Source organism: Pseudomonas sp. BAV 4579 (assembly GCF_009765395.1).
Classification (GTDB): Bacteria; Pseudomonadota; Gammaproteobacteria; order Pseudomonadales; family Pseudomonadaceae; genus Chryseomonas; species Chryseomonas aestiva.
Genome location: NZ_WHOV01000186.1, coordinates 1 through 12,408, shown reverse-complemented (window position 1 = coordinate 12,408; position 12,408 = coordinate 1). Strand labels below are relative to the sequence as shown.

Annotated in this window: 13 protein-coding genes; 10 read left to right on the top strand and 3 right to left on the bottom strand. The window is 67.7% G+C overall.

Going from position 1 to position 12,408, the window contains the following annotated elements:
• The 10 genes from GSQ95_RS24410 to GSQ95_RS24365 all read left to right on the top strand — a co-directional run.
• Positions 1-772: alpha/beta hydrolase (locus GSQ95_RS24410; protein WP_158973954.1), on the top strand; the 772-nt coding region annotated here is incomplete at its 5' end.
• 43 nt (positions 773-815) lie between these two features.
• Positions 816-1,595: a hypothetical protein gene (locus tag GSQ95_RS24405; protein ID WP_158896976.1), complete on the top strand. Its 780-nt coding sequence runs from the start codon at positions 816-818 to the stop codon at positions 1,593-1,595.
• Between the two features lie 145 nt (positions 1,596-1,740).
• Positions 1,741-4,122: a penicillin acylase family protein gene (locus GSQ95_RS24400; RefSeq protein ID WP_158896977.1), complete on the top strand. Its 2,382-nt coding sequence runs from the start codon at positions 1,741-1,743 to the stop codon at positions 4,120-4,122.
• A 242-nt stretch (positions 4,123-4,364) separates the two neighbouring features.
• Positions 4,365-5,561 (top strand): CmpA/NrtA family ABC transporter substrate-binding protein, encoded by a 1,197-nt coding sequence (locus tag GSQ95_RS24395; RefSeq protein ID WP_158896978.1) that lies wholly within the window; start codon positions 4,365-4,367, stop codon positions 5,559-5,561.
• Positions 5,562-5,572: 11 nt separating this feature from the next.
• The gene (locus GSQ95_RS24390) at positions 5,573-6,145 is read left to right on the top strand and encodes an ANTAR domain-containing response regulator (protein WP_158896979.1); all 573 of its coding nucleotides are present in this window, start codon (positions 5,573-5,575) and stop codon (positions 6,143-6,145) included.
• A 133-nt stretch (positions 6,146-6,278) separates the two neighbouring features.
• The gene (gene alaC, locus GSQ95_RS24385; protein ID WP_158896980.1) at positions 6,279-7,520 is read left to right on the top strand and encodes an alanine transaminase; all 1,242 of its coding nucleotides are present in this window, start codon (positions 6,279-6,281) and stop codon (positions 7,518-7,520) included.
• 94 nt (positions 7,521-7,614) lie between these two features.
• Positions 7,615-7,809 carry a hypothetical protein gene (locus GSQ95_RS24380; protein ID WP_017642174.1) on the top strand — a complete coding sequence of 65 codons (195 nt, stop codon included), beginning with the start codon at positions 7,615-7,617 and terminating at the stop codon, positions 7,807-7,809.
• Positions 7,809-8,561 (top strand): hypothetical protein, encoded by a 753-nt coding sequence (locus GSQ95_RS24375; protein WP_178118499.1) that lies wholly within the window; start codon positions 7,809-7,811, stop codon positions 8,559-8,561. Before GSQ95_RS24380 ends, GSQ95_RS24375 begins: the two co-directional genes overlap by 1 nt.
• Before the next feature lie 123 nt (positions 8,562-8,684).
• Positions 8,685-9,200, top strand: a complete 516-nt coding sequence (locus GSQ95_RS24370; RefSeq protein WP_158896981.1) for a DUF4142 domain-containing protein — start codon at positions 8,685-8,687, stop codon at positions 9,198-9,200.
• A 439-nt stretch (positions 9,201-9,639) separates the two neighbouring features.
• Complete coding sequence (locus tag GSQ95_RS24365) at positions 9,640-10,851, top strand: NarK/NasA family nitrate transporter (RefSeq protein WP_158896982.1); 1,212 nt, start codon at positions 9,640-9,642, stop codon at positions 10,849-10,851.
• Positions 10,852-10,886: 35 nt separating this feature from the next.
• Here the strand turns inward: GSQ95_RS24365 and GSQ95_RS24360 are convergent, their stop codons facing one another.
• From GSQ95_RS24360 to GSQ95_RS24350, 3 genes are all read right to left on the bottom strand, one after another.
• Complete coding sequence (locus GSQ95_RS24360) at positions 10,887-11,459, bottom strand: GNAT family N-acetyltransferase (protein WP_158896983.1); 573 nt, start codon at positions 11,457-11,459, stop codon at positions 10,887-10,889.
• Positions 11,456-11,992 (bottom strand): GNAT family N-acetyltransferase, encoded by a 537-nt coding sequence (locus GSQ95_RS24355; RefSeq protein WP_158896984.1) that lies wholly within the window; start codon positions 11,990-11,992, stop codon positions 11,456-11,458. The genes GSQ95_RS24360 and GSQ95_RS24355 overlap by 4 nt, the downstream gene beginning before the upstream one ends.
• A partial coding sequence (locus tag GSQ95_RS24350) for an ABC transporter ATP-binding protein (RefSeq protein WP_158973952.1) occupies positions 11,989-12,408 on the bottom strand: 420 nt, incomplete at its 5' end. The genes GSQ95_RS24350 and GSQ95_RS24355, both read right to left, overlap by 4 nt.

Sequence of the window (12,408 nt, the reverse complement as noted above, 5' to 3'; positions counted from 1 at the left end):
CAACGCCCCCGGCGCCCGCAATGCCGCTCTGCAGCGTCTGGCCGAGGCCCTGGGCCGGCAGCGGATCGCCAGCGTGCGCTTCGACAAGCGCGGGGTGGCCGAGAGTCGCAGCGCCGAGCCGGACGAGAGTCGTCTCAGCGTGGAGCGCTATGTCGACGACCTGGTCGGCTGGATCCGGCTGCTGCGCGCCGATCCGCGCTTTTCCAAGGTGATCCTGCTCGGTCACAGCGAAGGCGCCCTGATCGCCAGCCTGGCCGCCGACCGGGTGCCGGTCGCCGGCGTGGTCACCCTGGCCGGCAGCGGCCGGCCCATCGACGTGGTGCTGCGCGAGCAGCTGGCCGGCAAGCTGTCGCCCGCCGGCCTGGCCAGCGCCCAGTGGATCATCGACCAGTTGCTGCGCGGCACGCCGGTGCCCGAGGTGCCGAAGGAGCTGCTGGTGCTGTTCCGCCCCAGCGTCCAGCCCTATCTGATCTCGCTGTTCCGCCAGGACCCGGCCAAGGCCTTCGCCGGCATCCACGCCCCGGCGCTGATCGTCCAGGGTACCCATGACGTTCAGGTGGAGGTGGATGATGCCCGCGCTCTGCAGCGGGCCAAGCCGGATGCCGAGCTGGCGATCATTCCCGGCATGAACCACGTGCTGCGCATCGCCCCAGCGGACCTCCAGGCGCAACTGCCCACTTACGACAATTCCAACCTGCCACTGGCCCGCGCGCTGGTCGAGCGCGTGAGCGCCTTCGTTGCGCGCTCAGGTTCCCCGCACCCTGGCCGATAAGCCAGCAAAGGCGCCCAGGAGGCGCGCCAGCTGGAGTCCCACCGTGGAAACCCCCGATCACGCATCGCCGGCCGTCGAAGCCGTCCCCCATGAGCCCCATCCTTGGGCCAGCCTGCCGCCCGAGCGCTTCCAGCTGCTGCGACTGATGCCGCAGCCGGCGGATCGGCGGGTGGGCGTGCGCCCGCTGCGCTTCGTGCAACTCGGTCTGGTCGAGCGCCATGGCGACGAGGAAAGCCTGCTGCGACTGACGGTGCAGATTCCCGGTCAGCTGCTGCATCGCGAGGTGAACGTGCTGGAGGTCTGGGTCGACCATCGCCTCGGCGAAATCCGCCTGGGCCCCGAACGCGGCCTGCAGATCGAGCCGGAAGAACGCGGTCTGGGCCGCTTCCTGCTGGCCCGGGCGGCCGCCTGGGCGCGCCTGCGCTGGAACCACTACCGAGTACAGGACCTGCCCCTGGCGCGCCGCGACGCCCTCGACGAAGAGAGCCGCAAACGCCGCGACCACGTGCTCGGCGCCCAGGGCTTCACCATCGAAACCGCAGCGGACGACGAACGTCAGCAGCTCTGCCGGGCAGCCCGGGTCAGCCAGCTGCGCGAGGACTGGAACGCCGACAAGGTCCAGCTGTTGTCGCTGCTGGACGGCGCCACCCTGCTGGAACAGTGCGACCGGGTGATCGACGAGCGCGATGCCAGTCTGCGCCAGCTGGAGGACCGCGTTGCCCTCTATCGTCGTGACGACATCTCTTTGAGATTCGCCATCGGCTGCCTGGCGGTGTTCTGCCTGTTCCAGGCCGCGCTGCTGATCTGGATGGCGCTGCGCTGAGCGGTCTGGTGCCGCGCCAGGTGCCTTTCCCGATGACCTGTCGGCAGCGCCCAGACGCCACCCCTCGCCCGAGGCTTGCTCCCCCGGTGGACCCTGCTAACGTAGCCACCCGTTCGCATCCATCCGCCCGGAGTGTCCGCTGTCCATGGTCTCGCCTCTCCCGCTTCGCTCGCGCGCGCCGCTGCGCCTCGCCACCCTCGGCCTGCTGACCGCCCTCGCCGGCTGCCAGTACTTCGTCGAGGAGCCGTCGCCCCGCGGCCAGCCGCAACTCAAGGGCAGCCTGCCCCTGCGCGGTCTGGCGCAGACCGCCTCGGTGCGCCGCAATGCCGACGGCCAGCCGCTGATCGAGACCACCACCTTTCACGATGCCCTCTTCGCCCTCGGCTACGTCCACGCCAGCGAACGCCTGGCACAGATGGTCGAGCTGCGCCTGCTGGCCCAGGGACGGCTGGCCGAGGCCTACGGTGAAAGCCGCCTGGACAGCGACAGATTCATGCGTGCCGTGAACCTGCGCAAGGCCGCCCAGGTGGCCTACGGCAACGCTTCGCCGCGGATGAAGACCTTCTTTGAGGTCTATGCCCGGGGGGTCAACGCCTACCTCTATCGCGCCGGCGAGCGGGTCGCGCTGAATGGCCACGACTACCGCGCCGAATACTGGAAAGCCGAAGACAGCGCGCTGCTCTTCGAACTGCTCAACTTCGCCCAGGCGGTGGACCTGCGCAAGGAAACCGCGGCGCTGGCCCTGGCCGCCCAGGTCGGTCCCGAACGCCTGGCCTGGCTCTTGCCCACCTCCCCCGACGAACCCCTGCCAGAGGAGGAGACGGTCAAGCTGCCCGGCCTGAATCTGCGCGGCCAGCTGCCCGGACTCGACGCCCTGCTGCAGGTCCAGCGGCAATTGGCGGTGCTCGCCCCCTTCGGTGGCCCCACCGGTACCGCCTGGGCGGCCACCCCGGGCCATACCCGCAGCGGTCGCAGCCTGCTCGGCGTCGACAAGGTCAGCGCCTTTGCCGGCCAATCGCCCTTCACCCTGGTGACCCTGAGGGCGCCGCGCTTCGAGGCCGTGGGCACCACCCTGCCCGGCCTGCCGCTGCTGCTCGACGGCTACAACGGCAAGCTGGCCTGGGGTGCCGCGACCCTGATGGGCGACAGCCAGGACCTCTACCTCGAACGCCTGCAGCGCCAGGGCGGTCGCCTGCAGGTGCAGAGCGGCGGCCAGTGGCAGCCGGCCGGCGAGCGGGTGGAGACCTTTTTCGTCCGCGGTGAAAAGCCGCGGCGCGAGACCCTCTACACCAGTCCGCGCGGTCCGCTGCTGAATCTGGCCCTGGCGCCGGACGCCAACGGCTACGGCCTGGCCCTGCGCAGCAGTCGCCTGGAAGCCGACAAGAGCCTGGATGCCCTCTTCGACCTCACCCGCGCCAAGGACGTGGAGCGCGCCTTCGAACTGGCTCGCGAGCTGCGCGCCAGTGACTGGAATCTGGTATTCGCCGATGCCGAGCATGTCGGCTGGCAGGTGACCGGCCGTTATCCCAATCGCCGCAGCGGCCTGGGGCTGCTGCCCTCGCCCGGCTGGGACGAGCGCTATGCCTGGGATGGCTACGCCGATCCCATGCTGCACCCCTACGATCAGGATCCGGCCCAGGGCTGGCTGGGCGCCGCCAACCAGCGCGTGGTGCCGCGTGGCTACGGCATGCAGCTGTCCAGCAACTGGTCGGGCCCCGAGCGCCAGGAGCGCCTGGCGCAACTGGCCGGGCGCTCGGCGCGCCTCGATACCCGCGACGCCATGGCCCTGCAGCAGGACCAGACCACCACCCTGGCCGCCAAGCTCAAGACCCAGCTCAATGCCCCCGGCTTCGCCGCGCCGCTGCGCCAGGCCATCGCCGCCCTGCCGGCCACCCAGCGCCAGCAGGCGGAAGAAGCCCTGCGCCGTCTGCAGGGCTTCGACGGTCGCCTGGCCGCCGGCTCCGCGGATGCGGCGCTCTACGAGGCCTTCTTGCAGGCCTTGGCCGAAAAGACCTTCGCCGATGAATTGGGGGGCACCAAGAGCCCCGCCTGGCAGGCCTTCACCACCCTCAGCGACACCGGCTACAACGCCATCGTCGATCATCTCCTGGCCCGTGACGACAGCCCCTATTGGGATGACGTCGGCACGCCTGCCCGGGAAGACAAGCCGGCGATCTTCGCCCGCGCGCTGGCCGGGGCCGTCGAAACCTGCGAGGCCAAGCTGGGCAGCGATCGCGCCGCCTGGCAGTGGGGCCGCTTGCACCGCCTGGATGGCAATGCCAGTGGCGGCGACGGCTCGACCCTGGACCTGACCGCCAGCCACTGGGGCGGCGATGACCAGGCCTGGCTGGCGCCGGTGCTGCGTCTGGTGGTGGACTTCGGCCTGGCCGAGCCGCTGCAGGCGAGCCAGGCCGGCACCCCGGGCAAGGGCTGGACCCGCGGCCAATACCAGAGCCTGCCGTTGCAGCCGCAGAATCTGGAGCGCGTCTATGGCCGTGATCGCCTGCTACTGATCCCGCAGAAGTAATCCTCTCCTGGCAACCCGTGACTTGGCGCGGGTTTTGCCCCTGCTCCGGCAGACCTCAGCCGGCGCCCCTTCTCCCGCCGCGCCGCGGACCGCCGCAGAGGCGCTGTCCGGCAGGCGTCGTGGCCGTGAGAACGCCCGGTGATGGTGCCGTGCCTGTCACCAAAATGGTGCAGGCCCTAGCCGAGACGTCCACAGCGGTGCACAAAGCGGTGCCTGGACGTCCGTCAGTCGCCGGAGACCCCATGCCTGCCCAGCCTTCCCCCCACGCCGCGCATCTTTGGGTCGCGGGTTCGGATGCCCCGGAAAAGCCCGAGCTCAATCTGGGCTTCCTGCCCCTGAGCGATGCCGCCTCGCTGATCGTGGCGGCGACCCAGGGCTTTGGCGAACCCCATGGCCTGACGCTCAATCTGCACCGCCAGCCCTCCTGGTCGGCGCTGCGCGACAACCTGCTCAATGGCCAGCTCGATGCCGCGCATTGCCTCTATGGCCTGGTCTATGGCGCCCACCTCGGACTGGGCGGCGCCGCCGCCACGCCGATGGCGGTGCTCATGAGCCTGGCGCAGAACGGCCAGAGTCTCAATCTGGCGCGCAGCCTGACCCGGGAAGGCGTCCGGGACACGGCCTCCCTGGTCGAGCGGATTCGCCAGCCGGATGCCAGGCCGCTGACCCTGGCGCACACCTTTCCCACCGGCACCCATATCTTCTGGCTCTACTACTGGCTGGCCGCCCAGGGCATCCATCCCCTCAAGGACGTGCGTACCGCGCTGGTGCCGCCACCGCAGATGCCCGAGCACCTGGCTGCCGGCCGGGTCGACGGCTTCTGCGTCGGCGAACCCTGGGGCGCTGCCGCCGTGGCGCGCGGCCAGGGCTTCACCCTGACCACCACCCAGGCCATCTGGCCGGACCACCCGGAAAAGGTACTGGCCTGCACCGGCAGCTTCGCCGAGCGCTATCCCAACACCGCCCGGGCGCTGATCCGCACCCTACTCGACGCCAGTCGCTTCATCGAGGAGAGTCGCGAGAATCGCCTGGGCACCGCCCAGCTGATCAGCGGTGCCGACTATGTGGATACCGACCCGGCGCTGCTCGCCCAGCGCTTTCTCGGTCACTACGAAGACGGCCTGGATGGTCACTGGGAGGACGAGCACCCCCTAGCCTTCCATCGCCAGGGCACGGTCAATCCGCCCTATCTCTCCGATGGCCTCTGGTTCCTCACCCAGTTCCGCCGCTGGGGCTTGCTACGCGAGGAGCCGGATTACCTGGCCATCGCCGAGGCCGTGCAATGCACCGAGCTGTACCGGCAGGCTGCCACCGACCTCGGTCTGGCGGTACCACCGACCCGGCGCAGCAGCATCCTGTTCGACGGTCGCACCTGGGACGGCAGCGATCCGGCCGGCTATGCCCGCAGCTTCGCCATCCACGCGCTCAGCGATCACTAGGGAGAACGACCTTGCGCATCTTGCTCATCGACGACACCCCCAAGCGGGTCGGCCGTCTCAAGGCCGCGCTGATCGAGGCCGGTTTCGAGGTCATCGAGGAATCCGGCCTGACCATCGACCTGCCCGCGCGCATCGAGGCCCTGCGGCCGGACGTCATCCTGTTCGACACCCAGTCACCCGGTCGCGACGTCATGGAACAGGTCTGCCTGGTCACCCGCGACCGGCCACGCCCCATCGTCATGTTCACCGACGAGCACGACCCGGCGGTGATGCGCCGGGCCATCCAGTCCGGGGTCAGCGCCTACATCGTCGAGGGCATCCAGACCAGCCGCCTGCAGGCCATCATCGATGTGGCCCGCGCCCGTTTCGAGACCGACCAGGCCCTGCGCGCCGAACTCCAGGCCCGCGAGCAACAGTTGCTGGAGCGCAAGAAGGTCGACCAGGCCAAGGGCCTGCTGATGAAGATGCGCGGTTGCAGCGAGGACGAGGCCTATACCCTGATGCGCCGCCAGGCCATGAGCAAGCAGCAGAAGCTGATCCAGGTGGCGGACCAGATCATCGCCATGAGCGAATTGCTCGGCTGAGACAGGCCGCGCGGACCCGTCAGATTTTTTCCTCGACAAGCGCAGCGACCTGCGGCTAATGTCCGCGGCAGGTCACCTCCTGTGACCCACGTCGCTCGGACGGTTCCGGGCGCTTACGTACTTCGAGGAACGCATGACTGACTCCAGTCCCGTGCGCCGCTTTGCGCGCATTGATCGCCTGCCCCCCTACGTCTTCAACATCACCGCCGAACTCAAGATGGCCGCGCGCCGTCGCGGTGAGGACATCATCGACCTGTCCATGGGCAATCCCGACGGCCCGACCCCGCCGCACATCGTCGAGAAGCTCTGCCAGGTCGCCCAGCGCGAGGACACCCACGGCTATTCCAGCTCCAAGGGCATTCCGCGTCTGCGTCGCGCCATCTCCCACTGGTATCGCGATCGCTACCAAGTGGAAATCGATGCCGACAGCGAAGCCATCGTCACCATAGGCTCCAAGGAAGGCTTGGCGCACCTGATGCTGGCGACCCTGGATGCCGGCGACACCGTGCTGGTGCCCAATCCAAGCTATCCGATCCACATCTACGGCGCGGTGATCGCCGGCGCCCAGGTGCGTTCGGTGCCCCTGGTGCAGGGCATGGACTTCTTCGCCGAACTGGAGCGGGCCATCCGCGAGAGCATCCCCAAGCCGAAGATGATGATCCTCGGCTTCCCCTCCAACCCCACCGCCCAGTGCGTGGAACTGGATTTCTTCGAGCGCGTGGTGGAACTGGCCAAGCGCTACAACGTGCTGGTGGTGCACGACCTGGCCTATGCCGACATCGTCTTCGACGGCTGGCAGGCGCCCTCCATCATGCAGGTGCCCGGCGCCAAGGACATCGCGGTGGAATTCTTCACCCTGTCCAAGAGCTACAACATGGCCGGCTGGCGGATCGGCTTCATGGTCGGCAATCCCGAGCTGGTCGCCGCCCTGGCGCGGATCAAGAGCTATCACGACTATGGCACCTTCACCCCGCTGCAGGTGGCGGCCATCGCCGCCCTGGAAGGCGACCAGCAGTGCGTGCGCGACATCGCCCAGCAGTACCAGCAGCGCCGCGACGTGCTGGTGCGTGGCCTGCACGAAGCCGGCTGGATGGTGGAGAATCCCAAGGCGTCGATGTACGTCTGGGCCAAGATTCCCGAGCCCTATGCCCACCTGGGTTCGCTGGAATTCGCCAAGAAGCTGCTGGCCGAGGCCAAGGTCTGCGTCTCGCCGGGGCTGGGCTTCGGTGACTATGGCGACGACCATGTGCGCTTCGCCCTGATCGAGAACCAGGACCGCATCCGTCAGGCGGTGCGTGGCATCAAGCAGATGTTCCGCGCCGACGGCCTGCTGCCCAAGGCGGCCCCGCGCAAATCCGGCGTCGAGCCGGCCTGAGTCTTCGCCGCGCCGTCGACTGGCGGCGCGGCGAATTCTTGTCAGTCCGGGTGTTCCAAGCTATAAGCGCCTAGTGCATCCCCAGGATATTGTCATGCTGAAAGGCCTGTTCAACCTGCTCAAATCGCCCTCCGCCGACGATCTCAAGCTGGCCGCGAGCATCAACAACTCCTACAAGTCCATGCGCGTGGTCGGCCGCGGTACCCTGCGCATCGATCCGGCGGAGGTCTTCGACTCCCCCGAATTCAAGGAAGACCTGGACCGCGCCCGGCGGCTCATCAACCGCTGATGTTCCTGCTGCTCCTGCCGATCCTGGTCAGTGGCTTTCTCGTCCGCCACAAGCATCCGCTCTATTTCTATCGCCTGCACCGCTACGAGGGCCAGTACCTCTATCTGCAGAGCGCCCGTTTCGGCCTGTTCTGCACCCTGCTCGCCGTGATCCTGCACCTGGGCATCGCCCAAGTCCTGCAGGGGCGCAGCTGGTCGTGGGGCGCGCGGATCTTTTCTCTCGACTACTTCGCCGGTCTCGCCGAGCTGTTGCGGCGCACCGGCACCCTGGATGACCCGCTGCAGGCCGCCTGGATCCTGGTGGTGACGGTGACCGCCCTGCTGATCCCCGGTGCCTGGGCCGCGCTGGCGCGCTGGACCATCAAGCGCAAGTACGGCCTGAGCGAGGACAACTACCGTACCTTCATCCTCGCCGGGATCCTCAAGGACAGTCCGCTGGACGATCTGCTGATGACCGCCTCCATCAACAAGGAGACGCTGATGCTGACCCTGGAAGAGCGCAAGGTGTATGTCGGTCGCATCACCACCCTGGGCGAGCCGAGCGAAACCGAAGGGGCCGACCAGGACGTCTGCATCAAGCCGATCATGAGTGGCTACCGCGACAAGGACAAACTCTGGGTGACCTTCACCACCCACTATGCGGACAAGGGCAAGGACATCTACCTGACCCTGAAACAGAGCCAGATCGTCTCGGCGACGCGCTTCGATTTCGACGCCTACGAAGCGTTTCGCGCAAGCGTAAGCCGCACCTGATCTGGCTTCGCACGCTTTCCTCAGGGAACGTATGACTTTTTAGGCAGGTCCCATTTTGCAGGTGCGCTCACTGCCAGCCGGTGACGCCCTTCCCTTACTGCCCAGAAAATCAGGAGCACGTCCATGACGCCCATGCTGAAGAAAGCCTCCAGCCTGTCCCTCGCCATCCTGCTGGCTGCCGGTGCCGGTCTGGCCCAGGCCGCCGACAAGCTGTCGCCGGCCGAATTCGTCGACGACGCCTCGGCCAAGGGCATCGCCGAAATCCAAGCAGGCAAGCTGGCCCTGGAAAAGAGCCAGTCCCAGGACATCAAGACCTTCGCCCAGAGCATGATCGACGATCACACCAAGGCCAACGAGCAGCTCAAGAGCCTGGCCCAGGAGAAAAAGCTGAAAGTCTCCACCGACGCCGAGCTGATGGACAAGGCCAAGGCCATGATCCTGCAGGTGCGTGACGATTCCTTCGATCGCTCCTATGCCAACAACCAGGTCGTGGCCCACGAGCAGACCATCGAGATCTTCCGCAACGAAGCCAAGACCGGCGATGACGCCGCGCTCAAGGCCTTCGCCGAAAAGACCCTGCCGACGCTGGAGCACCACCTCCAGGAAGCCAAGGCGCTGCAGACCAAGTACGCGAAGTAACCATCCGGAGCCGCCTTGTCGGCGTACTGCCCTGTCCATCAGTGCGTGGCGGTGCAGGCAATACACCGAATGGACGTAAGGCATTGAGCGTATTATCGCGGCCACGGGCCGCTCCTACAGACGCTGCTGTATCCGTAGGAGCGGCCCATGGCCGCGATCCAACCTAGCCCACACTACTTCTTCACAAGCGCCAACAAGGGGCAACCCGCCGTGACGGCGCTCAATCCTTGTGCAGCGCCTTGACCGATTCAGACGCTACCAATATCGCGATCACCTGTTAACACTGGGCTTACTCAACTTGGCTTCGCTCTTGCAAAGACCTGGGTAGCGGTGGCCAACGGCGGTCACCCCAATCGACAAAGGCGTCAGTTCACCTCCCGGCAACGGGCAAGGGTGACTGGCGCCTTTTTCATGCCCGTGACGTACCCGAGGTGCCTCCATGAGTCCCAGTTTCTGGAAAGCCGGCCATGCGCCGACCCTGTTCGCCGCCTTCCTCTACTTCGACCTGAGCTTCATGGTCTGGTATGTGCTCGGCCCCATGGCCGTGCAGATCGCCACCGACCTGCAGCTGACCACCCAGCAGCGCAGCATGATGGTGGCGACGCCCATCCTCGCTGGCGCTGTCCTGCGCCTGATCCTGGGTTTCGTCGCCGATCGACTGTCACCCAAGACCGCCGGCATCATCGGCCAGGTGGTGGTGATCCTGGCGCTGCTGGTGGCCTGGCAGCACGGCGTGCACAGCTATGAGCAGACCCTGGTGCTGGGCCTGTTCCTCGGTTTCGCCGGCGCCTCCTTTGCCGTGGCCCTGCCGCTGGCCTCCCAGTGGTATCCGCCGCAGCACCAGGGCAAGGCACTGGGCATCGCCGGCGCCGGCAACTCCGGCACGGTATTCGCCGCCCTCTTCGCCCCGGCGCTGGCCAAGGCCTTTGGCTGGACCAACGTGTTCGGCTTCGCGCTGATCCCGCTGATCCTGACCCTGGTGGTCTTCATGCTCTGTGCCCGCAACGCCCCGGAACGCCCGGCACCGAAGAAGCTGGCGGACTACGGCCGCGCCCTAGGCGACCAGGACAGCTGGTGGTTCATGTTCTTCTACAGCGTGACCTTTGGCGGCTTCCTCGGCCTCGCCAGCACCCTGCCCGGCTACTTCCACGACCAGTATGCCCTGGAACCGGTGGTTGCCGGCTACTACACCGCGGCCTGTGTCTTCGGTGGCAGCCTGATGCGGCCCCTGGGTGGCGCCCTGGCCGACCGCATCGGCGGCATCCGCGCGCTGCTCGGCATGTACACCGTGGCGGCCATCTGCATCGCCGCCGTGGGCTTCCACCTGCCCAGCGCCATGGCTGCCCTGGCCCTGTTCGTGGTGGCCATGCTCAGCCTGGGTGCCGGCAATGGCGCGGTGTTCCAGCTGGTGCCCCAGCGCTTCCGCAAGGAAATCGGCGTCATGACCGGACTGATCGGCATGGCGGGCGGCATCGGTGGCTTCGCCCTCACCGCCGGCCTGGGTGCGGTCAAGCAGGCTACCGGCGACTATCAGCTGGGTCTCTGGCTGTTCGCCGCCCTCGGCGTGCTCGCCTGGTTCGGCCTGCTCAGCGTCAAGCGCCGCTGGCGCACCACCTGGGGCTCGGCTGCGGTCACTGCGGCGCGGGTCTGAGGGAAGTCCGGCGGCCAGGTGCCGCCGGTTTTCATTCAGGGGGCGGGACGGACATAGCTGGTCAGCACGTGATCCCGCCAGACCCCGTCGATCTCCAGATAGCGCCGCGCCAGGCCCTCGCGCTCGAAGCCGAGGCTCTGGAGCAGATGAGCGCTGCGGGCGTTCTCCGGCAGATGGTTGGCCATGATCCGATTCAGGCCCAGCTCGGCGATGACGAAGTCCCGCCCCAGGCGCACCGCCTGGCGCATCAGCCCCCGTCCCTGCCAGGCTGCATCCAGGCCGTAGCCCAGGTAGCAGGCCTGGAAACCGCCGCGAACCATCTGGCTGAAATTCACCGTGCCTATCACCAGTGGCCCCGCCCGCAGCACCAGGCGCAATTCGCTCAGGCCCGGGCCGCCGGCGCGGTAGGCCGCTACCTGCCCCCGCCACTGCGCCAGGGTATAGAAGGCATCGGAGCGCCGCGGCATCGACAGCGCCAGGTGCTGGCGATTGCGCCGGTAGTAGTCGGCTACCACGGCGGGATCGGCCAGCGTCAGGTCGATCAGTTCCACCGCCTCGGTCACGGCGAAGCGGGGCGGATACTGCAGCGGAACGCTCAGGGTGGTCATGGCTTCACCTGCGGCGGCAAGTCGTAGACCCAGGTGGCGCAGCGCTGCCCGTCCGGACCTTCCCTATCGTTTTCCAGTACCCGGACGCGCCGGAAGCCCAGCCGTTCGGCAAGGCGCTGGCTGGAGTGGTTGGCGGCCGAGGTGGTGAGAAAGAGCCCCGCCGCGCCGCGCTGCTCGACGAAGTAGCGCAGCGCGGCGGTCATCAGGCCCTGCCCGGTATGCAGACTGTGCAGCCAGTAGCCGATCTCGTAGCGCCGCCCGCCGTCCAGTGGCGTGAGCCCCAGGCAGCCGAGCAACACGTCACCGCGCACCAGGAAGTAGCGTTTCTCGCCCTGGGCCAGAGTGAAGGCACCGCGCGCGGCGAGCAGGCTGTCGCGGGCCTGGGCGACCGTGGTGTGTTCCCGGGCCCAGCCGAGGAAGCGGCGATGCTCCGCATAGCTCCAGTTCAGCGCCTCGGCGAAAGCCTCGGCCAGGCGCGGTTGAGGCCAGACCAGCTCGAAGTCGGCCAGGGCGATGCGCGGTGTAAAATTCATGGCGGGTTCCCGAAATCCAGGCGCGGCACGGCGGCCAGCAGGCGTTGGGTCATGGCGTGAGCGGGCGCACGCAGCACCCGTTCGGCGCTGCCCTGTTCGACGATGCGACCGCCGTCCATCACCGCGATGCGATCGGCCAGGTACTCGACCACGCCGAAATTGTGGGTGATGAACAGATAGGCCAGGCCCCGTTCCACCTGAAGTTCGCGCAGGAGATCGAGGATCTGCGCCTGCACCGAGACGTCCAGCGCCGAGGTGGGTTCGTCGCATACCAGCACCTGCGGCTCGACGATCAGCGCCCGGGCGATGGCGATGCGCTGCCGCTGGCCGCCGGAAAATTCGTGGGCGAAGCGCTGCAGGGTATCGCCGGGCAGCCCGACCCGCTCCACCAGGGCGGCAGCGCGGCGCTGGCGCTC

Coding starts and splice junctions, on each gene's coding strand:
- GSQ95_RS24395 (WP_158896978.1), top strand. CDS start 4,365: ATGCCTGCCCAGCCTTCCCCCCACGCCGCGCATCTTTGGGTCGCGGGT.
- GSQ95_RS24380 (WP_017642174.1), top strand. CDS start 7,615: ATGCTGAAAGGCCTGTTCAACCTGCTCAAATCGCCCTCCGCCGACGAT.
- GSQ95_RS24365 (WP_158896982.1), top strand. CDS start 9,640: ATGAGTCCCAGTTTCTGGAAAGCCGGCCATGCGCCGACCCTGTTCGCC.
- GSQ95_RS24355 (WP_158896984.1), bottom strand. CDS start 11,992: ATGAATTTTACACCGCGCATCGCCCTGGCCGACTTCGAGCTGGTCTGG.
- GSQ95_RS24370 (WP_158896981.1), top strand. CDS start 8,685: ATGACGCCCATGCTGAAGAAAGCCTCCAGCCTGTCCCTCGCCATCCTG.
- alaC (WP_158896980.1), top strand. CDS start 6,279: ATGACTGACTCCAGTCCCGTGCGCCGCTTTGCGCGCATTGATCGCCTG.
- GSQ95_RS24375 (WP_178118499.1), top strand. CDS start 7,809: ATGTTCCTGCTGCTCCTGCCGATCCTGGTCAGTGGCTTTCTCGTCCGC.
- GSQ95_RS24360 (WP_158896983.1), bottom strand. CDS start 11,459: ATGACCACCCTGAGCGTTCCGCTGCAGTATCCGCCCCGCTTCGCCGTG.
- GSQ95_RS24400 (WP_158896977.1), top strand. CDS start 1,741: ATGGTCTCGCCTCTCCCGCTTCGCTCGCGCGCGCCGCTGCGCCTCGCC.